Origin of the sequence: Hymenobacter fastidiosus, from assembly GCF_039539565.1 — a bacterium.
GTDB lineage: Bacteria > Bacteroidota > Bacteroidia > Cytophagales > Hymenobacteraceae > Hymenobacter > Hymenobacter fastidiosus.
In genome coordinates this window covers 109,666-133,489 of record NZ_BAABDJ010000001.1, presented here as the reverse complement: position 1 = coordinate 133,489, position 23,824 = coordinate 109,666, and the positions used below count along the sequence as shown (strand labels likewise).

The following is a 23,824-nucleotide window of genomic DNA, read 5'->3' as shown; positions in this document are numbered from 1 at the left end:
GTTACAGGTCTTCGAGGCGGAAGGTTTCGGCCAGGCGCACGCCCCTTTCGGTGTTCTGCACCGTGCAGCAGGCGTTGGTCGGGTCGTGCTCGAGCAGCAGCACCCAGTTGTCGGCGGCGGCGCGGCGCAGCACGGCTTCCTTCTCGGCCATGGTAATGAGGGGGCGCATGTCGTAGCCCATCACGTAGGGCAGTGGGATATGGCCGGCCGAGGGCAGCAGGTCGGCCATGAAGGCCAGGGTGCGGCCCTTGTAGTTGAGCACCGGCACCATCATCTTCTCGGTGTGGCCGTCGGCGAAGATGATTTCGCGAAACTGGGGCAGCAGCTCCGCCACGTTGCTTTTATCGACGAACCGCAGTTGGCCGCTTTCCTGAATCGGCAGGATGTTCTCCTTCAGAAAGCTGGCCTTCTCCCGCGGATTCGGCTGCACGGCCCAGTCCCAGTGCGCCTCATTCGACCAGTACGTGGCGTTGGGAAACGCCAGCGCCAGCGTATCGGCCGCAGTGCGGACTACTGAGCCGCCGCAGTGGTCGAAGTGCAGGTGAGTGAGGAAGACGTCGGTGATGTCGGCGGCGGTGAAGCCCAGCTTGCGCAGGGATTTTTCCAGCGTGTCGTCGCCGTGCAGGTAGAAGTGGCCGCGAAACTTCTCGTCCTGCTTCTCCCCGATGCCGTTGTCCACGAGTATCAGGCGCTTGCCGTCCTCAATCAGCAGGCAGCGCATGGCCCAGGTACACATGTTGTTGGCATCCGGCGGGTTCAGCTTCTGCCACAGGCTCCTGGGCACCACGCCAAACATAGCGCCGCCATCCAATTTGAACAAGCCGGTATCGAGGGTATGAACGGTCATCTGCGATTATCAATGAGCAATTATTAATGAGCAGTTATCAGGAGCCGCCGAACTACTAATTGTTCATTGCTCATTGATAATTGTTCATTCAATAACGACGCCCATGGCGGAGAACTTGTCGATGCGCTGGGAAATCCGCTCGTCGGCGGGCAGGGCTTCCAGCTCGTCGAGGGTTTTGATGAGGGTTTTGCGCAGGGCGTCAATCATCTTATTGGGGGCCGTGTGGGCCCCGCCCAGGGGCTCTTTCACGATGCCGTCCACGAGCCTGGCGCTCAGCATATCGGTGGCCGTCAGCTTGAGGGCTTCGGCCGCCTGCTCCTTATAGTCCCAGGAGCGCCACAGAATGCTGGAGCACGACTCGGGCGAAATCACCGAGTACCAGGTGTTTTCGAGCATCAGCACCCGGTCGCCGATGGCAATGCCCAGAGCGCCGCCGGAAGCGCCTTCGCCGATAATGACGCAGATAACGGGCACCTTGAGCAGGAACATCTCCTTCAGGTTGCGGGCAATGGCCTCGCCCTGCCCCCGCTCCTCAGCCTCCAGGCCCGGAAACGCGCCGGGCGTATCGATGAGCGTCACGATGGGCTTGCCAAACTTCTCGGCCAGCTTCATCAGGCGCAGGGCCTTGCGGTAGCCTTCGGGGTTGGGCATGCCGAAGTTGCGAAACTGGCGCTGTTTGGTGTTGCGGCCCTTTTGCTGCCCAATGAACATCACCGAGCGGCCGCCCAGATCGGCGAAGCCGCCCACCATGGCCTTGTCGTCGCCCACGGTCCGGTCGCCGTGCAGCTCGACGAATTTATCGGCCATGCCCTCAATATAATCGAGGGTGTAGGGGCGCTCGGGGTGGCGCGAGAGCTGCACGCGCTGCCAGCGGGTGAGGTTGGCGTAGGTTTCCTTTTTGAGGGCCTTGATTTTGGCCTCCAGGGCCGTTACGGCCTCCGATACATCTACCTGGCTATCAAGAGCCAGTTGTTGCATTTCGCGCAGCTTGCCTTCGAGGGCAGCAATCGGTTGTTCGAAATCGAGGAGCAGTGCCAAAGTATACGTGCGTCAGTAGAGTGCAGAAAGAGGGAAGCGGGCCGCTAATATCCGAAGGTTATCGACAAATACCGGGTTTAGCCGCGGCCAGCAAAGGTAAGTGAAACGCCCGCACGGGTGGCGCGGGGGCCCGGGAATGATTTTTTGAAAAATAATAGCGCTGAAAAACAGCCACAAAGCTCCGCGCTACTGCTCATTCCGGGGAAAATCCGGGGTGAGGTTGGGTATTCTCAAACCTCTTTCTACCTTTGCAACACTTTAGCGGAAAGCAGATGGTTTTCCGGCGAAGCAAATGGTTCGGTAGTTCAGTTGGTTAGAATGCCGCCCTGTCACGGCGGAGGTCGCGGGTTCGAGTCCCGTCCGGACCGCAACTAGTAGTTGCCATGAATCCCGTAAAGACGCAAATCTGGAAGCAGAAGCGTTTTTACGGGATTTTTGCTTTGGGACGGTTCGGGATTTGAGACCCGGTCCGGCTATCTGTTGACAACTTTTCCACAAGTCGTCACGAAAACTGGGTTTAAACCGCTTGCGCGGCGTAATCAGCGCGATTACGGTTTGTCCTTTTAAGTTGGCCGTGGTGGGCGAAGTCGGCTGCGGGCGCAACGCCTTGTGTACCCTGCTGCGCGAAAGAGCGCTGCTCATCGCCCCTAAACGCCGCTACACCAGGACCACCGATTCGCATCACCGCTCCCACAAGTACCCCAACCTGGTCAAGGAGGCCCCAAACCCACGACTCCTAATCAGCTGTTGGTCAGTGATATCAACTATCCCTCCCCCCGCCAGGACACGGTCTACCTGAGCCTGGTCACCGATGCCTGTTCCCGCCGCATTGTCGGCCACCACGTTCACGCCAGCCGGCACACGGCCGCCAGTATGCCTTCGATGCGCATCAAGTGGCCTTGCACACCGCCGGGCTGCGGTGCTCGATGACCGACGGCGCTGATTACGACCAGAACGCGCTGGCCGAGCGCGTCAACGGCATTTTGAAAGACAAATTCCTGTTTGTGCTCCCCAACGACCTGGCCCGGGCCCGCCTACTGGTCCAGCAGGCCGTCCACCTCTACAACGAGGAACGTCCGCACCTGGCCCTGAACTATTTAACTCCAACCAAATCCATTCGCAAGCAAAAAGCCCCGCCGGAAAATCCGAGCGGGGCCCTTGCCGTATTCCTGTCAACAGATAGCCGGACGAGACACGTACAGCGGCCGGCGGTTACCGCGCGATAATCAAGCGCCGCGTTTCGGCTTTGTCATCAACCACCAGGCGGCACTGGTACAAGCCGGTGGCCAGGTTCTGGGTGTGCAGCGGGAAGGCGTAGAGTTGCCCGCCGCTCACCGCCCCCTCGTAGAGAGAGGCCACGCGCTGGCCCAGCGCGTTGTAGACCATGACCTGGGCGTTGCCATCAAGCGGGGTGCGGAACGACACGGTGGCCTGGTCCCCGGCCGGGTTGGGGTACACGGCCAGTTCGTTGGCACTGCCCGATGTAGGCACGGGCCCGGCCAGGCGAGCGGCCGGGCAGGCACCGAGCTGATTGCCTTGGTTCAGGTGGGCGGGTACTCCCGCGGAAGCAATGCACAGGGTATTGCCGCGGTGGCAGACCAGCACCTTGTCGTTCTTACTGCCGCAGCGTGCGTTGACGACAGTTAGGGTCACGCTCGCGGTGGCCGTGCAGCCCGACGCGCTGGTGGCGGTCACCGTGTAGGCGAACGTGCCCGGCATGGTGGCCGTGAACACCGGATTGGCGATGGTCGGGTTGCTCAGGCCCGCGGCGGGGCTCCACGCGTAGCTCACGCCGCCCGACGCGGTGAGCGTGGCGCTTTGCGGCCCGTAGCCCAGGTACAGGTTCGTGGGGATGCCGCCGGTGAAGACGCTCGTCGAGGGCGTCACGGCAATGGTTGGGACGGGAATGGTGCCCACCACCGTCACCGAGGCCGTGCCGGTGCTCGCGTTGCCGCTGTCATCGGTCACGGTCAACGTCACCAAAATGGGGCTATTTGCCAGGTCGGCGCAGCTGAAGGTCATGCGGCTCAGGCCACGGCTGGCAATGCCGCAGTTGTCCGTGCTGCCGTTATCTACTTGCGCGGCCGTGATGGACGCGGTGCCGAGCGCCAGCGTCGCGCTCACGTTTTGGGTGACCACGGTGGGGGCCGTCCCGTCGCTCACCGTGACGGTGGCCGGGGCCGTGGAGCTATTGCCGCTGTTGTCGGTTACCGTCAGCGTCACCAGGTTCGAGCCGATGTTGGCGCAGGTAAAAGTCGAGGGCGCTACCTGCCGCGAGGCAATGCCGCACGAGGCCGTCGAGCCGTTGTCGACCTGCGCCGCCGTCACGGTCGCCTGGCCGGCGGCATTCAGGACCACGCTCACGTTCCGCGTCACGGCCTGCACGGCGCATTGCCTGACGGCAATTGTATATGCCCCCAGGGAGCCATAATCCGAGTCGGCGCCCAGGGAGCCCGTGCCGCCGTCAACGGACAAGTAATACGTGCCGGCCGCTAAGGGTAGATCTAACGATGCGTCCAGTAGCGGCGTGGCTACACCGGCGGTGGTGGTGGCCATGATGGTTCCACCCGAATCGCGCAGCGTGAGCAACACAACTAAGTTGAGGTAATCAGGATAGATGGGCTCAACCCTAATGAAGGCCGACCCGCCGATGATGGAAATACGAAACACGTCCTCATCCCCTCGGGTTTCGATAATCCCGCCGTTATCGGCAGCTAATGCATTGCCTGCGGGGTTTTGAACCAATGGAGTAGCCGTACCCATGGTGTTGCCGTGGTCATCCGGACGGTATCCAAAGCCGTTCTGGGTACTTATTTTAAGTAAATCATCTTCGGTATTATTGGCCGAAGGGTATTCGCCTTTGCTGAATTGTACGACTCGTTCGTCATACCCTACCCCCATGATGGGTGCCCAGGAGCCTTGGCCTGCAAAATATTCTTCGGCAGGAGAGATTCTGCCATCGTGTGATAACCCCAGCGTGTGCCCGGCCTCGTGTGACCCCGCTTCTCCCGCACCTTTGATGCCTTCGTTAAATACCCAACAAGGCGTTTCACCTCTGGACGTTGCTCCCCACGTAAAGGAACCCACGTAGGCCACTCCCCCCGCACCGGGGTAAAAATCGGTGGTTGGCGTGTAAATAACCCGCATGCGACGACCAACGGGAGCACTGTTAAAAACCGTTTCACTGGTGGTCACGTTCAAAGCAAAAGGGCGGAAATCCTCGCTCATCAGTTTCCATATCTCGGTCATCACGGCTGTGGTCATAGTCGATGCGGCCGCTACGATGGGATTACCGCCGTTAAAGTTAGTATTCCAGAGCGTACCCGACACCGTCTGGCCGTCAAAGTCGAGGTACAACACCGCCCCCGCGCCAGGAAGGCTTTCGTGATTTGGGATGGCGGTCGTCCGGTTCGCCGTTTGCGTTGGGGCAGAAGACGCCAGGACCTTGGGCAGCCCAACGCAGAGCACTTTATCAATGTCTTCCTCGGTCAGATACACCAGGCCCGCGGCAGTGGAGGAGAAGCGGTAAAACTTCTTCTGGTCGGTCAGCACAATCGTTCCCGAGGCCTCCCGGGCTGATACTTTAAGGTTGAAATGACTACCTTTTATGTTGTTGACGTCGCCAAAAAATAACCGGGCGGTTCCTTCCGTCTTGCTTGATTGTAGTCGGAGCAATAGCTCATACCCAGGCATTTGATAACGTACTTGTTCGGCTGGTTTCGCGGCCTTGTTTGCCACTGATTGAACTTGGGTTTTATAAAGCGCGGCCACCTCTTCAATCTTTCCGATATAGAGGGCTTTTTGAGCGTAGGCAGGAAGACTTAATCCCATCAACAGCAAAAGAAACAGCAGGTAAAAAGGCGTTTTCATGAGAATGCAGGTTAAAAGGTGAATGCTCAATTTTTTTGCAAGCTTATACCGATATTTATGCTCCTCGTAGAATATGAATAGCGGGTGATACTGATATGCGCTACGCATTGAAAAAAACGTGAATACGAAGAGTATTATGGCTTACAGAATACATGTTACACAGCGCTTTTTTTGAACACGTTATCTTCGCTTTAGTGTGATAATAACGCTTTGATTGGTAGCGATAATCTCCTTTTTAATACCAGGATTTTCTGATTCAGCCGGAATAAAAAAATTAGTGGAAGTCAACTTTAAGCTATTTGGCATTAGCTCATAAGTACATAAGAAAAGCATATCTGCTTTTATAAAAGTGAGGTGGTTATTGCTGGCCTTGTAAGCGTAAGTATCACACGTATTTCCCGAGGCGTTGAGGTAAACTTCAAAGGTTGTTTGCGTGAATTTGACGGTTGTACCTTTTTGAATAGGTCTACAAAGTGGAATAATCATCAGCGGTGTAGTTGTCTGCTCCACTATCACCCATTCTCCTATTAAGGGCGAACTTTCAACACTTGCAGCCCCAGGAATTCTAGGGTTCAAACACCCCAAGAAAAGCAGGCAAAAAAAGACAACCAATAATCTTAGTATTTCAGGATGTCTTTCCATAAGAGCCTGTTAAAAATCAGCGTTGGCGAATGCCCCTGACCTCGAAACAAGCCAAAAACGGCATACCCGTTGTTGGATCAGTACAAGGCGGGATATTTGGAATTGCCCGGAACGGCGTTTTTGGAGTGTCGAAAACATAGGCCCCACCTAATTTTCGACAGGCTCCTGGAGCAATGACTTGATGGGGCTTTTTACTGCCAGCAGGCCCATGTGTCTCTGTCGGGGCTACTGCTGTTTATAACCCATTTGGGTGCCTGTAGCATGCGTCGTTTCCTGAGTGACACAAGGATGTAAACGCTTTCCCTGGCCCAACCGCGCCAATAGCGGCTGGAGTTGCCAAACACAAGACGTACTTTTTTGGGCACCCCAAAAAGGGAGCCGGGGAGGGCAGGCCTTATCCCGCTTGCCCATCAGGAAAAGGCACAAAAACGGGGTAACCATGCCGGAGCCAGCGGGAACATGCGGGCGCAACCGCGCTGAGGCAACTGCTGCGGGGAGCCAGGTAGACCCCCGCTTCGCGAGGACATACTCCTTCTACGTCTAAGGCGTAACGCGGCTATGAGGCGGAAAGAGGGCAGTCGCGTCCGTGAGACGCGAGGGGACCGAAGTCGGCCTGTTGTGCGGCCAACCAACTAAACATAAGTAAATATATAAATTTTTAGTTTAAACCAAGTCAATGGGGGTTGAATTTTCTTTTCCCAAGAGCCTGGTATTGTAATTTCACGATAACTATATACCTTAAATAATTGATATATTGATCATTAAGCGTATGTAAAGATGTGTTTTTCTACTCCATTGCACAGTCTACCGATTTGCGCCAGCATGCCTCGTTTCTTCGCCTCTCCTCTTGCTCGCTTAGAAGGCGGTCGGCAGAGATATATGGCGTCACACTTCCGCAGCACCACTGTCTGTCTGCCGGATGTGGTGGCGAAGCAGAGCGGCGTACTTCCGGCGGCCCTGCTCGAGGAGGTGCGGGGCAGCGGTGGCGTCGAACACCCAGATGGCGTGGGGTGCCTTCTTCTGCACGCCGATGATGAGGAAGCGGTCGGCCTGCAGGGCGTCGAAGTAGAAGGCGGCTTGGCGGTCGTAGTCGTATTGTTCGATGGTGGCCAGGAAGTGGGTCCGGTCGCGGCAGCTGGTAGTTTTGAAGTTGATGAGAGTGAGGCGGCGGCCGGCGGGGCGGCGCACGAGCAGATCGGGGCGCACCTTCACCGGCACGCCGGTAGCGGTGTGGATGGCCGTGTGGGTTAGCTCGGGGTGCCGCGGTAGAGCAGGTCGCAGCAATAGCACTGGCGGCGTATGTGGCGGGCCAGCTGCTCCCACGGGCATTTGTCGGGAGTGCGGGCGTAGGTGGCGGGCTCCGGGGTGGCGGCGTGGAAGGCGGTGCCGTAGGCCAGGGCAGCGGGGCTGGAGGAGCAGGTGGCAGGGCATATTCTGGCACGTTTTGCGCAGGCAGGCCCCGCTTGGCATAGCTTGATTGACAACAGCTTTTTGCCAGACCCGTTAAAGCACAGGGCAAACGCATGAACATTGAGCACTAGCGTTTCCAGCAACTGAAGGCACTTTTGCCGCAACTGGGTTTCAGACTCGCGGCTTTGTGAAGTGGCTTCAGATGCAGCAAATGCCTTTGACCGTTCGTTCATGCGTTTGCCCTGGCATGGTACTGGACGTTAAGGGGTAAACCATATCCAGTAAACCAGCAACGGCTGGTGGTTGCTTTGCGTCAGGCGGCTTGCCGTTCGTCGGTGGCCAAACGGCGGTTGTAGCGACTCTGGTAGCGTTTCAGCTCGGAGCGGTAGAAGCTCCACTCCTTCTCGTTGATGCGCACGCCCTTGAGGCGGCCCGCACGCCGGGCCTTGCGGATGCCCTCGGGCTTCATGCCCAGGTAAGCGGCGGCCGGGCGCCAGGCTTAGCGCGGGTTTCGGAGTTAGCAAAAGCCTGTTTGCGCCCTGCCGGGCTTAGAAGACCAAAAAATATATCCTATTCTATGCCCCTAGTTTTCACCCGACTACACGCTCCCCGGTCACTAAACCAGTTTTTTACCGTCTCCCCCGCTTGGATAGTCCGGATTAGTCTTCTATTTTTGCAACACTTTAGCGGAAAGCAGATGGTTTTCCGGCGAAGCAAATGGTTCGGTAGTTCAGTTGGTTAGAATGCCGCCCTGTCACGGCGGAGGTCGCGGGTTCGAGTCCCGTCCGGACCGCAAAAGGCTTTCTTCGGAAAGCCTTTTGGGTTTAAAAGCCCTTCAGCATATGCTGAAGGGCTTTTGCGTTTTAATTTCCGCCCAGCCTAGAGCGTGTGGACACTTAACGAAAAAGGCGGTCATGCTGAGCTTGTCGAAGCATCTCTACCGCTTTTTTGCGGCAAAACGTTCGGTAGAGATGCTTCGACAAGTTCAGCATGACTGTTTCGATGGCTTCAAAGGCCCTTTTAGCTAAGTGTCCGCCCAGCCTAAGCTGTAGAAGCTCAGCTACTCTCTTCTCCCAACGACGCCGCCATCCGTGCCGCTAGGTCTTCAATATCCGGGCGGCGGGCCAGCGCGGCGAGCCACGCGGGCGGAATTCCGGCTTCCCCCTACGCCCGCCCCGCCAGACCGCCCGCCACGGCCCCGGTCGTGTCGGTATCATCACCGAGGTTGACGGCCGCCAGTACGGTTTCAGCGTAGCTGTCGCAGCGCAGCAGGCACCACAGCGCCGCTGCCAGGGTATGCAGCACGTAGCCCCGGCTATTGATGGCCGTTTCGGGCACGTCGGGCAGGCGGCCGCGGAGGATCCGCTCAAACTGGTCGGCTTCGGCAGCGGGAATAGTGAGTTGACGTAATTGCGCCGGGGCCTCCTGACAGAGCCGGGCATAGGCTGCGGCGGGCGCGAGTCCGGCGCGCAGGTGCCGGGCCAATTCCAGGTACAGAAAGCCGGCTACGGCCGCGCGAACGGGACCATGCGTCACGGCGGACACGTCGAAAATCAGCTGGAAGCGGCTTGCCAGCAGCTCCGCTGGCCGGTAGAAAGCCAGTGGCAGAATCCGCATCAACGAGCCATTGCCATTGCTGTACTCATCCTTGCCGCCGGCCAGAAGCAGAGTAGGATCCGCTTTCAGGCGGTGAAGGGCTTCGCGGGTGGTAACGCCGATATCGAAAACGGATCCGTGGGGCGTCCAGAAGTTCTGGTAGTACCAGCGGCCGCAGTTTTCGGCTACTTTGGCCACGGAAAAACCGTCGGCAAGCGCCTCAGCCAGGCAGAAGGCCAGCGCGGCATCATCCGACCACGTACCGGCCGGCTGATTGTGGGTACCCTGGGCGCGCATACTCAGCACCGGGTCGCGGCGGCGGGCGGCACGGCTGGAAAACTCTACCGGCACCCCGAGGGCATCGCCGACGGCCAGCCCGGGCAGTGCCGCGCGGATAGCCCGGGCTGGAGGCGAAAACTTAGCAGAAACAGCCATCGCCTCTCGTTATAGAATGATCCGGAAGAACGCAAATCTACAGCCGGGCCTCTTGCCGTGCCAGCAGCAGAACCGGCTCTTCCTTGTAGATCGTCCGGGCATACAGCCTGTACCCGCACTTCTCGGCTACCCGCAGCGAAGCACGGTTATCCGGGCCGATGATGCAGACGGTACGTAGCGGCGGAAAGTGGGTATCGCCCCAGGCCAACGCAGCGCGGACGGCTTCGGTGGCGTAGCCCTGGCCGTGGGCCCTGGGCGCCAGCACCCAGCCGATTTCGGGCAGTCCTTTAACAGAAGGCTCGATAGCGCGCTTAAAGTCGGAGAAACCAACCATGCCCAGGAACCGGCCCGTAGCGTTCTCTTCCACTGCCCAGTAGCCGAAGCCCATCAGGGGCCAATGGCCGGCGGTGCGCAGCATTTTGGTCCAGGCGTCTTCCTCCGACAGTGGTTTCTGGCCCAGAAAGCGGTAGAAGTCGGGTTCCGACCACATAGCCATAAACGGCGCGAAATCGGCGGGCTGACAGCCGCGCAGGGTGAGCCGCTCGGTTTCCAGGATCGGAACAGTACCGGTATAGGGAAGGTGGGGAAGGACGGGTTGCATGGCCCCAAGATAGAAAAAGCTCCCCGCGCGCCGCGGTAAACGGCGCTGGCGGGGCCGCCCCGGCGCTTACCGCCCGTCGGCCGCGCTGGCCTGGGTGGCCCCTTCCCCCGGCCGCCCGGCTTCACTCCCTACCGGCTCCCCCGCCAGGAACTGCTGGTACCAGCGCCCGGAATCCTTCACCGTGCGCTGCTGGGTGTCGAAGTCGATGCCGACCAGGCCGAAGCGGGGCTCGTAGCCTTCGGCCCACTCGAAATTATCGGTGAAGGACCACGCGAAGTAGCCCTCGACCGGCACGCCTTCGCGCCGGGCCCGCAGCACCTGCCCGATGGCCGCGCGCAGATACGCCTGGCGGGCAGGGTCCCGGATGCGGCCGTCGGCACTTACTTCATCGGGAAAAGCCGCGCCGTTTTCCGTCACCAGCAGCCGGGGGGCGTTGGGGTAGGCGCTGAACTGGCGCAGCATATGGTGCAGACTTTCGGGGTATACCTCCCAGCCCATTTGGGTATAGGGCATTCCGCGCTGTTTGGCTCCTACCAGCGAAGCCCAGGCTAGGGGAACGTAGGGCGAGTAGCGCACCAGTTCGCGGGTGTAGTTCTGGACGCCCAGAAAGTCAAAGGAGAACGGCAGGCGGTCCTCGTCGCCGGGTTTGATGTAGCGGTCCAGCCAGCTGAGCAGGGGCAAATCGGCCATCGGGTAGCCCAGGCCCAGGGCGGGTTCCACGAACAGGCGGTTGAGCAGGGCATCGGCGCGGCGGGTGGCCCGCACGTCGCGGGGCAGGACGGGCCGCCAGGGCGTGAGGTAAGAGCAGGAGAAGGTAGTGCCGATCTGGGCCGTGGCGGGCAGCGCGGCCCGCAATGCCCGCCCACCCTCGGCCTGCGCCAGCGTGGCGTGGTGCACCGAGGCCAGGAATCCGCCCAGGCTGCGCCGGCCCGGCGCGTGCAGGCCCAGCAGCTGCCCGGCCCCGACGAACACCATGGGTTCGTTCAGCACCATCCAGTGCGGAACCCGGTCGCCGAGGCGGGCGGCCACGCGCTGGGCGTAGTCGGTGAACCAGCCCACCACGTCGCGGTTCGCCCAGCCGCCCCGGCGCTGCAGGGCGGCGGGCAAGTCCCAGTGGTAGAGCGTAACCCAGGGCGTGATGCCGCGCTCCAGGCAGCCGTCGATGAGGCGGTCGTAGAAGTCCAGCCCGGCGGCATTAACGGCACCGGTGCCCTCCGGCAGCACGCGGGACCAGGCCACCGAAAAGCGAAAGTCGGGAATACCCAACTGGTGCAGCAGGTCCAGGTCCCGGGGCCAGCGCTGGTAAAAGTCGCAGGCGACGTCGGCCGTTTCGCCGCGCCGGATCCGGCGGGGACGGCGCACGAACTCGTCCCAGATGCTGGGCCCCTTACCGTCCTGGTTCCAGGCCCCTTCCGTCTGGTAGGCCGCGGCCGAGACGCCCCAACGGAAGTCCGGGCCGAAGTCGGCGCGGGAAAAGGCCGCGGGCGTGGTCGGGGGAAAGAAAGCGGCCGGCAGGGTCGCGGCTAGATCAGACATGGGAGGAAAGCGTAGGCGGAAATCAGGAAAGAACGCGGCGCGCTACCGCACCGCCCCGGGCAGCTGTTCGAGCAGCAGCTTACCCACCACGGCCGCCGTTTCATCGGGGTAGCTCACCGGCACCGGCCGGCCGGATTGCAGCCACTCATCGAGGCCCGTCAGGTGGCGGTCCTTCAGGCCCTTCACCACCGGCACGCCCATTTTGGCCAGCGCGGCGGCATTGCAGGCCTGCTCGTACTGGTTTTTCATGGGAATCACGAGCAGCTTCTTGCCCAGGTACAGCGCTTCGGCGGGCGTCTCGAAGCCCGCCCCGCACAGCACCCCGGCACTGCGGGCCAGGCTGGCGGTGAAAGCCGCGCCGCTCACGGGCCGCACCCGCACGTTGCCGTGCTCCGACTCCTGGGTGCTGTGCTTGGAAAACACCTCCCAGCGCGTAGCGGAGCTCAGGTAGCGGAGCCGGCGCACGAGGGTTTCCTCGTCGAACGAGGGCAGATATACCGTGTAGTGGCCGTCGTTTCGGGGCGTAAGCTCGCGCACCTGCCGCCGGATGACGGGCGTATGAATCCCCGGCTCGTAGCGGTCGAAGTGAAAGCCGTAGCGGGCCGTCACGGGGGCGTAGTGGCGGAGCACGGCCCGGCCGATCAGGTCATCTTCCCGGGGCCGGGGGGCGTAGTCGCTCAGCACGGCGCTCTGGTGGCTCAGCGCCACGCAGGGCACTTGGCGCAGCTGGCAGGCCCAGGCCGACACGGGCTCGAAGTCATTAATCACCAGATCGTAGGTTTCTACCGGCAGCTGGCGCACTTCGCGCAGAAAAGCCGCCGAGTTGAGCTGCCAGAAGGTTTTGACGAAGTTGAGGCCGCCGTTTTTGCCGAAGATAAAGCCCATGCCGTGGCAGCGGTACTTCACCGCAAACGGCAGCTCAATACCGGCGGGCGGGCCGCTGACCAGCACATCGACGCGGCTGGCATGCTGTTGCAGCAGGGGAACAATGTCGAGGGCGCGGCTGAGGTGGCCGTTGCCGGTACCCTGAATGGCGTAGAGAATGCGGGGCATTTTTTGGAGTAGAGCGACGACTATACCAGCGGTACGTCAGACGGCATTGTTCAGCTTGAATTCGGCCAGCAGACTGGTCAGCAGCTCCGCCACGGGCATGTCGGCGGCTTGGTCGGCGGCGTCCGTTTCAGCATCGGCGGGGCATTGCATAGCCGGGTCGTCGGCGTAGCGGTAGAGGTGCCAGCCGGTGGCGGCCGAATATTCCAGGGCCGTCAGGTTCTCAACCCAGTCGCCGGAGTTGAGGTAGATAACTTCCCCCTCGGGCGTGGTCACGGTTTTGATTTCGGGCTGGTGAATATGGCCGCAGGCCACGAAGCGGTAGCCGCTGTCGACGGCAATGCGGGCGGCGGTCTGCTCGAAGTCACTCACCAGATTCACGGCCCCCTTCACCCGATCCTTCACCGCCTTCGACAGCGCCACCCGGGGCCGCCCCAGCTTCTGGAGCAGGAAGTTGACGACGCGGTTGATCAGGATCAGTAAGTCGTAGCCCTGGGCCCCGAGCTTGGCCAGCCAGCGCGAGTTCTGCATGGTCACGTCGAAAATGTCGCCGTGAAACAGCCAGGCCTTGCCCTCGGGCAGGTCCAGCACCAGCTTGTTGTCGATGCGCAGGTTGCCCAGGCGGGTGCCGGCGAATTTGCGCAGCAGCTCGTCGTGGTTGCCGGTGAGGTAGTGAATTTTGGTGCCCTTGGCGGCCAGGCCGGCCAGGTGGCGCACCACCCGCATGTGCGCCGCGGGCCAGTAATTTTTGCTGAACTGCCAGATATCGACGATGTCGCCGTTGAGCACCAGCACCTTGGGGCGCACGCTTTTCAGGTAGCGCAGCAGCTCGGCGGCATGGCAGCCGTAGGTACCCAGGTGCACGTCGGAGACGACGACAAGCTCAACTTTGCGGCGGGGGCGCTTTTTGGTCACACTCATCCAAGGGCCGGATTATGGGTCAGCCGGGCGCGGGGACGCGGGCGGGTCGGGGTGGTTTGGCGCTCGTCGCCCCCCAGGCGAAAGGGCGACCATAGCCCCGCCGCCGAGCGGCCGACGAAAGCCAGCAACAGGGCCCCCTGAAACAACAGGTAGGCCAGTTCCCGCACAAGGCGGCGCAGCAAGGGAACGGTGGTGGGAGCGTGCATAAAGTCAAGACGTTGGGCCCATTTCAAAGGTCGTGTTCGAAGATGATGCCGGGGTTACGCAGGTATTATGGCTGTGTCAAATTTCAGCGGCTCCAAAAGTTGGCCGGGTAAGGACCCAAATCGGTCGTTCCGGCACGGCATTTGAACGCGGGGCGGCACCCGACTACCCGCCGCTTGCGTACCTTTGGGTCGCCGCGGCCCGGTTGGCCCCGGCTCCGTTTCTACCCTTATTCCCTGATGAAAAAAATTCTCCTCCTCGTTACCCTGCTGTCGTCCCTGGCGGCTTCGGCCCAGATGATTACGCCCGAGCGCAAGCGCTACATGCGTCCCAGGAAAGACGAAGAGTGCGCCCTGGTTCAGAACGTGACGAAAAACACCGACGAGGACTCCCAGAAAGACGCCACCATGACGCGCGTGGCCTACCGCCCCTACGCCGAGATGCTGACGGCCATCGACGCGCAGCGCGAAATGAACCGCTGGGCCGACAGCACCTACCAGCGGCGCCTCCGCCTGCTGCCCCCCGGCGGCGAGCTAACGGTGACGATGTACCGCCGCGGAGCCGCGAATGCCGACCCGTCCCTGCTTTCGCTGTCGGCCAAGGACAAGGAGGGCAAGGAGGTTTTCACCCAGGTCCTCGCCCCCGGCTCCGGCCGCTTCTGGAACCAGGATCAGTACAAGAGCGTGCGCAGTATTCCATTTGTTAAAATGGAAACGCCCCAGCCCCTGACCCTCACCATTGCCGACGCGAAGCTGAAGCACAGCTTCGAATACATCGTGGAGGTCAGGTAGAAGCTGTATTTGCAGGTAATCTGCTGCCACCAGGCCGGATCAGGTTTCGCCCTGACCCGGCCTGGTGGCAGGCAGCTTATACAAATGGGGAAGCCGGCTCCTCCCGCTTCGGGCGTCTATTTCGCAGCTGCACCCACTGTACGGCTATCAGCGATTTGGCATCCTGCCACCGCTCCCCGATAAGCTCCTGCCGGCTCAGCGCCACGACGTCCAGCTGCTCGTGCTCGTCGATGGCGCCGCCCCCGGGCCCGGTCTGGCGGCTTACTTCGGCGTAGTAGAGGTGGATCAGCTCGGCACTATTGCCGGGCGAAGCATAGACCGTAGCGATGGGTTCGAGCGTGTCGGTTTCGTAGCCCAGCTCCTCCTGAATCTCGCGGCGCATGGCCTCTTCGGGACTTTCGCCGGCCTTGTCGAGCATGCCGGCGGGAATTTCGAGTACTTCGGCTTCGGCCCCGATGCGGAACTGACGCACGCAGAGGTAGCGCTGCTTTTGCGGGTCGAAAACGAGGGCCGCGACGGCCTGACCGGGCTCAAACCGCTCCCGTTTGAGCTGCTCGTCGCCGTCCTGCACCAGAAGTTGACTAAGTTTGTAGTGGCCATCGTAGAGAATCTGGCGGTCGGTGACGTTCATCGGGCGTTCGGAAGAGTAAATAGTTTTTTCAAAATGGAGCCGAAAACCACTGGCTTTCTGTTGGGCTTATACGTTTACTGACCAATCCGGCTTCGTGCCCTTTGGTCCTCCGGGCTTTGGCGCCCCCTTTTTCTTGTTTTATTTTTTTGTACCCGCAGCCTGCTTTTTCTGAAAAAGGCTGCATCCGGCCGTCTCAACCAGTGCCGCGGCCTTTTTTTCCCCCATTTTCCTTCTGATGACGTTCGACGAACTCAATCTAATTCCGCCCATCCTGCGTGCCCTGCACGAGGAAGGCTACACCATCCCTACTCCTATTCAGCAGCAAGCCATTCCGCACGTGCTCGACGGCCGTGACCTGCTGGGCGTGGCCCAGACGGGCACCGGCAAAACGGCGGCTTTCACCGTTCCCATTCTCCAGATCCTGAGCCAGACGGCCAAGCTGGAAAACCATTCGCACTCCCGCATTCGCTGCATGGTGCTCACGCCCACCCGCGAGCTGGCCATCCAGATCGGGGAAAGCATTGCCGCCTACGGCCGTCACCTGCCCATTCGCCACACCGTTATTTTCGGCGGCGTGGGCCAGACGCCCCAGGTCAACGCCTTGAAGCGCGGGGTGGAAATCCTGATTGCCACCCCCGGCCGCCTGCTCGACCTGATGAACCAGGGCTTTGTGGACCTGCGCCACATCGAAGTCTTCGTGCTTGATGAAGCCGACCGCATGCTCGACATGGGTTTCATCAACGATATCAAGCGCATCCTGCCCAAGCTGCCGACCTCGCGCCAGACCCTGTTTTTCTCGGCTACCATGCCCGGCACGATTCAGGAACTGGCCAGCTCCATCCTGAAGCCGAATCCGGTGAAGGTGGCCGTCACGCCCGTATCCAGTACTGCCGACACCATCACCCAGTCGATGTACATGGTGCCCAAAAACGATAAGCCCGAGCTGCTGGAGCATATCCTGCAGGACAAGGCCATCAAGCGCGTGCTCGTCTTCACCCGCACCAAGCACGGTGCCGATAAAGTAGTGAAGACCCTGGCCAAGGCTAACATTCCGGCCGAAGCCATTCACGGCAACAAGTCGCAGAACCACCGCCAGCGCGCGTTGTCCAACTTCAAAGCCGGCAGCACCCGCGTGCTGGTGGCCACCGACATTGCCGCCCGCGGCATCGACGTGGATGAGCTGACTCACGTGATCAACTACGAAGTCCCGAACGAGCCCGAAACCTACGTGCACCGCATCGGCCGCACCGGCCGGGCCGGGGCCGACGGCAAGGCCCTCACCTTCTGCGACGAAGAGGAACGCGCCTACCTGCAGGACATCCAGAAGCTGATTCGCCGGGAAATCCCGGTTATCTCCGACCATCCTTATTTCAGCCCTTTCGTAGTGCCCGTGCCCCTCACCGGGGGCCCGCCTATTCAGCGCCCGAAAGGTCCGGCTGGTCGCCCGGCCCGGCCCGGCCGTGGGGATGCCCGCCAGGGCTCCGGCCGCGGCGAGTCGCGCCCGGCCGCTACGGGAGGCCGTAGCGGGGGCTCCCGGCCGACGGGGGAGCGGGAGCGGCCCGCCGGGGCGGGCGGCCAGCCGCGCCGTCCGTTTCGCGGCAACAGCGGCCGGTAGAGCGCCGGTACTCAGCTAAGCATTCCTGAGAAGCGCCCGGCCTTAAAGCCGGGCGCTTTTTTTATCCGGGCCGTTTCCGAATCACCCGCAGCCTTCCCTCCCTTGGCCGGCCGAAACAAAAACCTTATTTTTCGACTTACCGAGGTAACGTTTTTCTTCAACCCTCGATTTTCCTGAAACTCGTTTTATATGGCCAAGAGCACCCTTCCCGTTATTCAGGCCCTGCGCAACACGGCTCAGCGCCTCGCCACCCAGGCACCCTACCAGTGGGGCCATATGGGCAGCTGCAACTGCGGCCACCTGGCCCAGACCATCACCCACCTCACCAAAGCCGAAATTCACACCCGCGCCATGCAGCGCTACGGCGACTGGGAGCGGCAGATCAACGACTATTGCCCCACCAGCGGTCTGCCCATCGACCAGACCATTGATGAAATGCTGGCGTTGGGCTTTACCCGCGCCGACCTGGCTCACCTCGAACGACTTTCTGATGCCACTATCCGGGCCGCTATTCCATTCGAGCGCCGCAATGCCCTGCGCCATAACCAGCGCGACGACGTGGTGCTGTACCTGCGTACCTGGGCCGAGCTACTCGAAACCTCACTCCTGGCAGGTATTGAGCTCCCCGACCTGACGTTCTCCGCGGCTTTGGTCAGCCACTAGCCTTTTTCTACTGCGGTCCACCGCGCATAGCAAAGCCCCACCCGATATGCTTCGGGTGGGGCTTTGCTTATAGATGAGGCTTATGAGGTCAGCCTTACCATTCCAGGGGGCTAGTTGCCGGCGTTGCTGCGCTGGGCATCGCGGTACCCTTCGGTCCGGTGGCTACGCTTATAGGCCGCATCGGCGTTGGGGTCTTTCTCAGCATCGGGAGCTTGCTCGCAGGAAGTGAGGTAGAAGGAAGAGCAGACGGCAAACAGAAGGAGCAGACGAGACTTTTTCATAACCCAAAGATAAGCACCACCCCCAAAACTCCCAAGCTTTATCCTGGTAACTCTGCGCCCGGCTTTTTCCAGCCGCCGCCATTCCCTGTTGCAGGTTTGGGCAGCAACCAGTGCGCGATCAACACATTTGTTATCAACAGCACCCACCGCCAGGACCAGTACTTCGCCAGCGCCGTATTACAATTGCAAAAATAGTACTGTCGGAGTACGTTTCCTGGCGGTGCGGCTACCGCCCGTGATCAGAGGAAAGCCCAGCTGTTTGCCGGTGACGCTGTGCCGGCCTTACCTGACCGGCAGCTAATGGTATTAGCGCGCTGAAGCACCTTCCGTTTTGGCTTTTTCATTGGCATCTCCTGGTCAACCTTCTTAGCAGGATATGCTTTTCATTATTTCAGGTACCACCCCTCTGCGGCAAAGCTGTTTTTATAACTTATGAAACATAAATCCGCTGCCATAAACCAGCGCTTATAACCTAATCAATCAATTCATAAATACAACGACAACATCTTGATAAATAGAGAATTAAACTACGTTAAAAAGGATTCACACCCTCCTCCAACACTGAGCTTATTTTTATAATTATCCCGTTATATCAAGTATGCATTACTAACGCTTTTCCGGGCTGTTATTTTACTAATCACCCTTGTACCTGCGCTAAAGGGACGGTACTCTGCCAAATTGTACCGGCTGGAATAATAGCTTCTTACCGCTCAGCGGATTGCACTCCACTCCGCAGGGCGCGGGCGCTGCTGATATCGGCAGCACCCATAGCCGGTCAGTGCCACGTAACGCTGGTTTATTCCGGCTGATAATCCGCGAAAGTGCCGTCGTGATAGAAGATAACGATGCGACGGATGCGTTTCCCGGGCTCCCCCAGCGAAACCGCTAAGGATAGCGCCCTTGAGTCGGGCGGAGCAGAACCGGCGGCAGTGACCGGTGCCGTTGGCTCGGCGGGCGGTACCGGGGCTGGGACGGGTACCGCGGGCACTTGTACCCTTTCCGGAACGGCGGGGGCTTGAGGCAGGATATCAGCTTCCGGCGCTGGCTCCGGCAAGAGCGGACGGACCTGCTTTGGGGCCGCTCTGCTTTCCGGTGCCCGCAGAGGCTCTGCGGGGCTCGTAGGTGCCGGTAAAGCCGCCATGACCGGTGCGGTAGCCGTCATGGCGCCGGAGCCGCTGAGCAGCCACGGCAATGACAGATCCGGGAAGGCGGCAATTATCTTCTGAATGACTTCCAGGCTGGGCTTATTACGGCCGCTCAGAATATGGCTGACGATGGGGCGGGCCAGGCCGATAGCGTCCGCAAACTGCGTCGGGGTCAGCTGCCGGGCCTTTAGAATATCTCGAATCCGCTCAACCATGCCTGAAAGTAGGTTTATTTACAAATGTACCGAATCTTTCGGGCAGTAGGATTCGCCACAGGAACCGGCATTCCGTTCCACCCTCCCTTTGCGTCAGTTTACTTTTGGAATTAGCCCCTTTTGCGGGGAGAGCCTCAGTTTACATATGTTTTACATATGTAAACTGAGGCTCTCCCCTTTTCTTGCCCGATTGCTTATCCTCAGACCACTCTGGAAACTCAATGAGAGCATCACGCGGCAAGCACGACACGTGACCCGCCGTGGGGCCTGCTGCCGTAGAGAATGCTACAGTTGGACTATACTACCTGAAGACGACAGCAATGCAGGCCAAGCCTGGCTGAGCGAAAACAGAACGCCCCACCTGCGGATGCAGACGGGGCGTCGTATCGGATTCAGACAAAGAGCAGGAAACCTGCTTCGTGCTGATTAGTTGAAGTACTCCTGGGCCAGTGCTTTGTCGTGCCCGTAGATATCGTCGCGGAAATTAACGTGGCCCGCCTCATCTACCCAGGAGGTGAAGTAAACCAGATACACGGGCAGCGCCTCCTTGAGCGATACATGCTTTTCGCGGCGCTCCGCGATGGTATCCTGAATGGTCTGCATATCCCAGCCGGGCTTGTTGCGCAGCAGGTACTCAGCCAGTTTGAGGGGTTCCTCCACCCGCACGCAGCCGTGGCTGAACCCGCGCTTCCCCTGGCTGAACAGCTCGTCGTGGGGTGTATCGTGCAGGTACACGTCGTTGGAGTTGGGGAAGATAAACTTCACTTCCCCCAGATCATTCTTAGGCCCCGGGCGGCGGCGCACGGTGTATTTGAAAGTCTTTTGCTCAATGCTCGACCAGTCGATGGAAGACGGGCTCACCACTACCGCTTTCTTGCCGTAGCCCTGCACCACCTCCATATCGAGGCGGTCGAGATAAGCCGGATTATTGATCAGCTTAGGCTTCAGATCCTTCTCGATAATACTCCACGGCACGTTCCAGTAGGGCGACAACACCACGTATTCTACCTTGTCGCTGAACACGGGCGTAGCGTTCAGGGTCTTGCCCACGATGACGCGCATGGTGAAGGCTTCCTTCTCGTTCTCGATGACGTGAAGCTTATAGTCGGGGATGTTCACGAGCAGGTAGTCCTTCTCGAAACGCTTGGGGACCCAGCGCCACCGCTCCATGTTCACGGTGATCTGGCGCACCCGGTCCGACACCGGAACATTGAGCTGCTTCACCGTTTCGCCACTGACGATACCGTCTGTTTTCAGCCCCATATCCCGCTGAAATTCCTTGACGGCCGCCACCAGTTCCGCGTCGTACGTGGGGGCCGGATCCGGGGTGGTTCCAGCATCAGCCACCGGTTGGGCCGGCATTTCCGTAGCCGCCACCGGGGCCGGGGTGCCCAGCAGGCGCTGCCGCAGCAGCGTCACATTGGGCGACGCGTCGCCGGGCTTCAGCCTGGTGCCGGCGGGCAGCGCAGGCCAGCCGCCGTTGCGCTGAATCGTGCGGTATTGGGCCAGGGCCTTCTTCAGGCCATCATACTCCGGGTGCAAAGGCTCAAACTCGTAGTACGGGTAAGTGCTTTCGCGCTCCTTCAGGATGGTCATCAGCGCCTTGTGGAGCTTGATCTTGTTGCGCTTCACATCCCAGTCAATGCCTTTCACTTCGCGCGGATTCACCGTACCCCGGTAGAAATCAGAGGCATAGTTGAAATAGGTGCCGGACAGCGCCACATCGATTTCCTTTTCCAGGGCATTGCGCTTAGTGGAGTCGCCCTGGGCTTTGTCCAGCTCGGCAAACAGCTTATCGAAGTCCTTGATCTTGTAGTTCTTTGGGTCGAGACCTTCGTCGGCGGCTTTATTGATGACGCTGAGCAGAGTTTTGGCCTGGGGCACCACCTCGTGGTTACGAAACCAGCCGAGGCGGAACTCCCGCTCCCGGTAGAACTTCTTGGCCCAGAGAAGCTGCGGCTTGAAGGCCGGCTCGGCGTTCATAGCCCGGGTGATGTACACACTGTCGAGGGTAGGCTGGGCGCCACCGGCTGGGCCGGTGCCGAACAAGCCCCCGCCGGACTCTGCTTCCTGAGCGGTATCCTTCTGATCCTGACTGCACGACGCGGTAACGAGCGTCAGGCTCATCAGCCAGAACAGCAGGGTGGTGAAGAAGGTAGGACGAATTGCTTGGTTCATGGATTTCACTGGAGGTGGTAGAAAGGGCAGTGGGTGCCTGAGAAGGGTTAGTCAAAAAGCTAACCAAACCCGGTTTCAGGGCACTGCGCGTCTTACTGTTTTCCGGGGCGCTGGGTTGTCTGCCCGGCAGTATTCCACCAGTGGGTGCAAGTTAGGCGTTTTGCCTTTACCCGCACTGTTGCGTACCAGCCAATAGTGCCCGGCGGGTTTTGGCTTATCTTTGCCGCCTGCCACCTCGGAGGGCTCAACTCTTCTTCCGCTCTCACTGCCCCGTCTGCTCTATGCTTACGCCCGACCCGCACAGCTATGCCCGCCCCGCTGAAGTTCAGGTGCGCCACCTCGCCCTCGACCTAAGCGTCGATTTCGCCAGCCACACCCTGACGGGCCAGGCCACCTGGACGCTCGACAACCACACCGGGGCTACGGAGCTTTGGCTCGATGCCCGTCACCTTGAAATTGAGGCCGCGCTGCTCGGTGGCCCCTCCGGGGAGGCTACCTCCTTTGTGCTGGGCGCCGATGATGCCACGCTGGGTCAGCCGCTGCGCGTCACGATCAGGCCCGACACGACCACCGTTACGCTGCGCTACCGCACCACGCCCGGCGCGGCCGCGTTGCAGTGGCTGGCCCCGGCGCAGACCGCCGGCCGGCAGCAGCCGTTTCTGTTCACTCAGTCGCAGGCCATCCTGGCCCGCACCTGGATTCCGTGCCAGGACTCGCCCGGTATCCGCTTCACCTACGAGGCCCGCGTGCGGGTACCCGCCGGGCTGCTGGCGCTGATGAGCGCCGAAAATCCGCAGACCCGCGCCGCCAATGGCGAGTACTCGTTCCGCATGGATCAGCCCATCCCGGCCTACCTGATGGCGCTGGCCGTGGGCGACGTGGAGTTTGCGCCCCTCAGCACCCGCACCGGGATTTACGCCGAGCCCGTTACGCTGCCCAAAGCCACGCACGAGTTCGTGGACCTGGAGAAAATGGTGGGCGCGGCCGAAGAGCTGTATGGTCCTTACCGCTGGGAGCGGTACGATTTGCTGGTACTGCCCCCCTCCTTCCCGTTTGGCGGCATGGAAAACCCGCGTTTAACATTTGTAACGCCCACTATTCTGGCCGGCGACCGGAGCCTGACCAGTCTGGTGGCCCACGAGCTGGCCCATTCGTGGTCGGGCAACCTGGTGACCAACGCTACCTGGAACGACTTCTGGCTGAACGAAGGCTTCACGGTCTACTTCGAGCGGCGCATTATGGAAAAGCTCTACGGCCGACCTTATGCCGATATGCTCCAGGTGCTGGGCCACACCGGCCTGCTCCATACGATAGAGGAGTTGGGGGCCGCCAGCCAAGACACCCACCTCCACCTCGACCTGGCCGGCCGCGACCCCGACGAAGGCCTCAACGACATTGCCTACGAAAAAGGCGACTACCTCCTGCTCACCCTGGAGCACCTGGTAGGGCGCGCAAAGCTGGACACCTTTATTAAGGAGTACTTCGCCCGGCACAGCTTTCAGTCGATGGATACCGAATCGTTCGTGGCTTACCTGCGCAGCGAGCTGCTGGATCAGGCGCCGGGCCTGGCCGGGAAGCTCCAGCTCGACGCCTGGATCAACGGCCCGGGTATTCCGGCGGTAGCCCCACCGGTAAGCTCCGCCCGCTTCGCGGCCGTGGACGAGGCACTCCGCGGCTGGCAGCAGGGTACGCCGGCCGCCGCCCCCGACGTAGCCGCCTGGAGCAGCCACGAGTGGGTTCACTTTCTGCACGGCCTGCCGCCGCTTTCTTTGGCCCAGGTCCGGGACCTGGACGCCGCCTTTGGGTTCACCCGATCCGGCAACGCCGAAATTCTGGCCGCCTGGTTTCCGCGGACCATTGCCGCCGGCTACGCCCCCGCCGACGAAGCCCTGCACCAGTTCCTGACTCACGTGGGCCGGCGCAAATTTCTGATCCCGCTCTATAAGGCCTTGCTCAATACGCCCGGTGGCCGGGCGCGGGCTCAGGCGTTGTATGCCGAAGCCCGGCCCAATTACCATTCCGTTGCCACCAGCACGTTTGACACCCTGGTGGGCCGGGCCGGATAAATTACGGCTCAGCGGCCAAGTATGTGGCGTGAACCTTGCTTGCCCATCGGCAGTTATTACCTTTCGTTTTCTTTAAGTTGATTTTTCGC

At 60.5% G+C, this 23,824-nt stretch carries 21 protein-coding genes and 2 tRNA genes; 7 read left to right on the top strand and 16 right to left on the bottom strand.

Features of this window, described 5'->3' with window-relative positions:
- Position 1: 1 nt before the first annotated feature.
- On the bottom strand, positions 2 to 847 hold the full coding sequence (locus ABD833_RS00560; RefSeq protein WP_345070245.1) for an MBL fold metallo-hydrolase: 846 nt from the start codon (positions 845 to 847) through the stop codon (positions 2 to 4).
- Positions 848 to 931: 84 nt separating this feature from the next.
- Positions 932 to 1,879 carry an acetyl-CoA carboxylase carboxyltransferase subunit alpha gene (locus ABD833_RS00555; RefSeq protein ID WP_345070312.1) on the bottom strand — a complete coding sequence of 316 codons (948 nt, stop codon included), beginning with the start codon at positions 1,877 to 1,879 and terminating at the stop codon, positions 932 to 934.
- A 300-nt stretch (positions 1,880 to 2,179) separates the two neighbouring features.
- On the opposite strand from ABD833_RS00555, the gene ABD833_RS00550 reads away from it, so the two are divergent.
- Both ABD833_RS00550 and ABD833_RS00545 read left to right on the top strand, forming a co-directional pair.
- Positions 2,180 to 2,253: transfer RNA gene (locus ABD833_RS00550), tRNA-Asp, on the top strand.
- 525 nt (positions 2,254 to 2,778) lie between these two features.
- Positions 2,779 to 3,111: an integrase core domain-containing protein gene (locus ABD833_RS00545; protein ID WP_345070244.1), complete on the top strand. Its 333-nt coding sequence runs from the start codon at positions 2,779 to 2,781 to the stop codon at positions 3,109 to 3,111.
- Here the strand turns inward: ABD833_RS00545 and ABD833_RS00540 are convergent.
- The 4 genes from ABD833_RS00540 to ABD833_RS00525 all read right to left on the bottom strand — a co-directional run bounded on the left by ABD833_RS00540 (position 3,098) and on the right by ABD833_RS00525 (position 8,276).
- Positions 3,098 to 5,437 (bottom strand): T9SS type A sorting domain-containing protein, encoded by a 2,340-nt coding sequence (locus ABD833_RS00540; RefSeq protein ID WP_345070243.1) that lies wholly within the window; start codon positions 5,435 to 5,437, stop codon positions 3,098 to 3,100. The two genes, ABD833_RS00545 and ABD833_RS00540, sit on opposite strands and share 14 nt — an antisense overlap.
- Before the next feature lie 498 nt (positions 5,438 to 5,935).
- Entirely contained in the window at positions 5,936 to 6,397 is a 462-nt protein-coding gene (locus ABD833_RS00535) for a hypothetical protein (protein ID WP_345070242.1), read from the bottom strand.
- A gap of 885 nt (positions 6,398 to 7,282) precedes the next feature.
- Positions 7,283 to 7,681 (bottom strand): PD-(D/E)XK nuclease-like domain-containing protein, encoded by a 399-nt coding sequence (locus ABD833_RS00530; RefSeq protein ID WP_345070241.1) that lies wholly within the window; start codon positions 7,679 to 7,681, stop codon positions 7,283 to 7,285.
- A 439-nt stretch (positions 7,682 to 8,120) separates the two neighbouring features.
- Positions 8,121 to 8,276: a hypothetical protein gene (locus ABD833_RS00525; RefSeq protein WP_425553545.1), complete on the bottom strand. Its 156-nt coding sequence runs from the start codon at positions 8,274 to 8,276 to the stop codon at positions 8,121 to 8,123.
- 250 nt (positions 8,277 to 8,526) lie between these two features.
- Here ABD833_RS00525 and ABD833_RS00520 point away from each other — a divergent pair.
- Positions 8,527 to 8,600, top strand: a tRNA-Asp gene (locus ABD833_RS00520).
- A 371-nt stretch (positions 8,601 to 8,971) separates the two neighbouring features.
- On the opposite strand, the gene ABD833_RS00515 is transcribed toward ABD833_RS00520, so the two are convergent.
- The 6 genes from ABD833_RS00515 to ABD833_RS00490 all read right to left on the bottom strand — a co-directional run bounded on the left by ABD833_RS00515 (position 8,972) and on the right by ABD833_RS00490 (position 14,152).
- Positions 8,972 to 9,838 carry an ADP-ribosylglycohydrolase family protein gene (locus tag ABD833_RS00515; protein WP_345070239.1) on the bottom strand — a complete coding sequence of 289 codons (867 nt, stop codon included), beginning with the start codon at positions 9,836 to 9,838 and terminating at the stop codon, positions 8,972 to 8,974.
- A gap of 37 nt (positions 9,839 to 9,875) precedes the next feature.
- Positions 9,876 to 10,439, bottom strand: coding sequence for a GNAT family N-acetyltransferase (locus ABD833_RS00510; RefSeq protein ID WP_345070238.1), 564 nt, complete (start codon positions 10,437 to 10,439; stop codon positions 9,876 to 9,878).
- A gap of 66 nt (positions 10,440 to 10,505) precedes the next feature.
- Positions 10,506 to 11,975: a GH1 family beta-glucosidase gene (locus tag ABD833_RS00505; RefSeq protein WP_345070237.1), complete on the bottom strand. Its 1,470-nt coding sequence runs from the start codon at positions 11,973 to 11,975 to the stop codon at positions 10,506 to 10,508.
- Between the two features lie 42 nt (positions 11,976 to 12,017).
- The gene (locus ABD833_RS00500) at positions 12,018 to 13,028 is read right to left on the bottom strand and encodes a glycosyltransferase family protein (protein WP_345070236.1); all 1,011 of its coding nucleotides are present in this window, start codon (positions 13,026 to 13,028) and stop codon (positions 12,018 to 12,020) included.
- A gap of 36 nt (positions 13,029 to 13,064) precedes the next feature.
- Positions 13,065 to 13,946: a UDP-2,3-diacylglucosamine diphosphatase gene (locus tag ABD833_RS00495; RefSeq protein ID WP_345070235.1), complete on the bottom strand. Its 882-nt coding sequence runs from the start codon at positions 13,944 to 13,946 to the stop codon at positions 13,065 to 13,067.
- On the bottom strand, positions 13,943 to 14,152 hold the full coding sequence (locus ABD833_RS00490) for a hypothetical protein (RefSeq protein ID WP_345070234.1): 210 nt from the start codon (positions 14,150 to 14,152) through the stop codon (positions 13,943 to 13,945). Before ABD833_RS00490 ends, ABD833_RS00495 begins: the two co-directional genes overlap by 4 nt.
- Positions 14,153 to 14,389: 237 nt before the next feature.
- On the opposite strand from ABD833_RS00490, the gene ABD833_RS00485 reads away from it, so the two are divergent.
- Positions 14,390 to 14,941, top strand: a complete 552-nt coding sequence (locus tag ABD833_RS00485; protein WP_345070232.1) for a hypothetical protein — start codon at positions 14,390 to 14,392, stop codon at positions 14,939 to 14,941.
- A gap of 76 nt (positions 14,942 to 15,017) precedes the next feature.
- Here the strand turns inward: ABD833_RS00485 and ABD833_RS00480 are convergent, their stop codons facing one another.
- Positions 15,018 to 15,572 (bottom strand): NUDIX domain-containing protein, encoded by a 555-nt coding sequence (locus tag ABD833_RS00480; protein WP_345070231.1) that lies wholly within the window; start codon positions 15,570 to 15,572, stop codon positions 15,018 to 15,020.
- Positions 15,573 to 15,807: 235 nt separating this feature from the next.
- Between ABD833_RS00480 and ABD833_RS00475 the strand changes: the two genes are divergently transcribed.
- Together ABD833_RS00475 and ABD833_RS00470 are read left to right on the top strand one after the other, a co-directional pair.
- Positions 15,808 to 17,187, top strand: a complete 1,380-nt coding sequence (locus tag ABD833_RS00475) for a DEAD/DEAH box helicase (protein WP_345070229.1) — start codon at positions 15,808 to 15,810, stop codon at positions 17,185 to 17,187.
- 189 nt (positions 17,188 to 17,376) lie between these two features.
- Positions 17,377 to 17,850, top strand: a complete 474-nt coding sequence (locus ABD833_RS00470) for a hypothetical protein (RefSeq protein ID WP_345070228.1) — start codon at positions 17,377 to 17,379, stop codon at positions 17,848 to 17,850.
- Positions 17,851 to 17,960: 110 nt separating this feature from the next.
- Here ABD833_RS00470 and ABD833_RS00465 read toward each other — a convergent pair whose 3' ends face one another.
- The 3 genes from ABD833_RS00465 to ABD833_RS00460 form a co-directional block, all read right to left on the bottom strand.
- On the bottom strand, positions 17,961 to 18,131 hold the full coding sequence (locus ABD833_RS00465; protein ID WP_345070227.1) for a hypothetical protein: 171 nt from the start codon (positions 18,129 to 18,131) through the stop codon (positions 17,961 to 17,963).
- Positions 18,132 to 18,927: 796 nt separating this feature from the next.
- Complete coding sequence (locus ABD833_RS19285; protein ID WP_425553543.1) at positions 18,928 to 19,491, bottom strand: helix-turn-helix domain-containing protein; 564 nt, start codon at positions 19,489 to 19,491, stop codon at positions 18,928 to 18,930.
- 426 nt (positions 19,492 to 19,917) lie between these two features.
- A complete protein-coding gene (locus tag ABD833_RS00460; RefSeq protein WP_345070225.1) occupies positions 19,918 to 21,669 on the bottom strand; it encodes a L,D-transpeptidase family protein in 1,752 nt (583 codons plus the stop codon).
- A 281-nt stretch (positions 21,670 to 21,950) separates the two neighbouring features.
- Between ABD833_RS00460 and ABD833_RS00455 the strand changes: the two genes are divergently transcribed.
- Positions 21,951 to 23,735, top strand: coding sequence for a M1 family metallopeptidase (locus ABD833_RS00455; protein ID WP_345070224.1), 1,785 nt, complete (start codon positions 21,951 to 21,953; stop codon positions 23,733 to 23,735).
- The last annotated feature ends 89 nt before the right edge of the window (positions 23,736 to 23,824 follow it).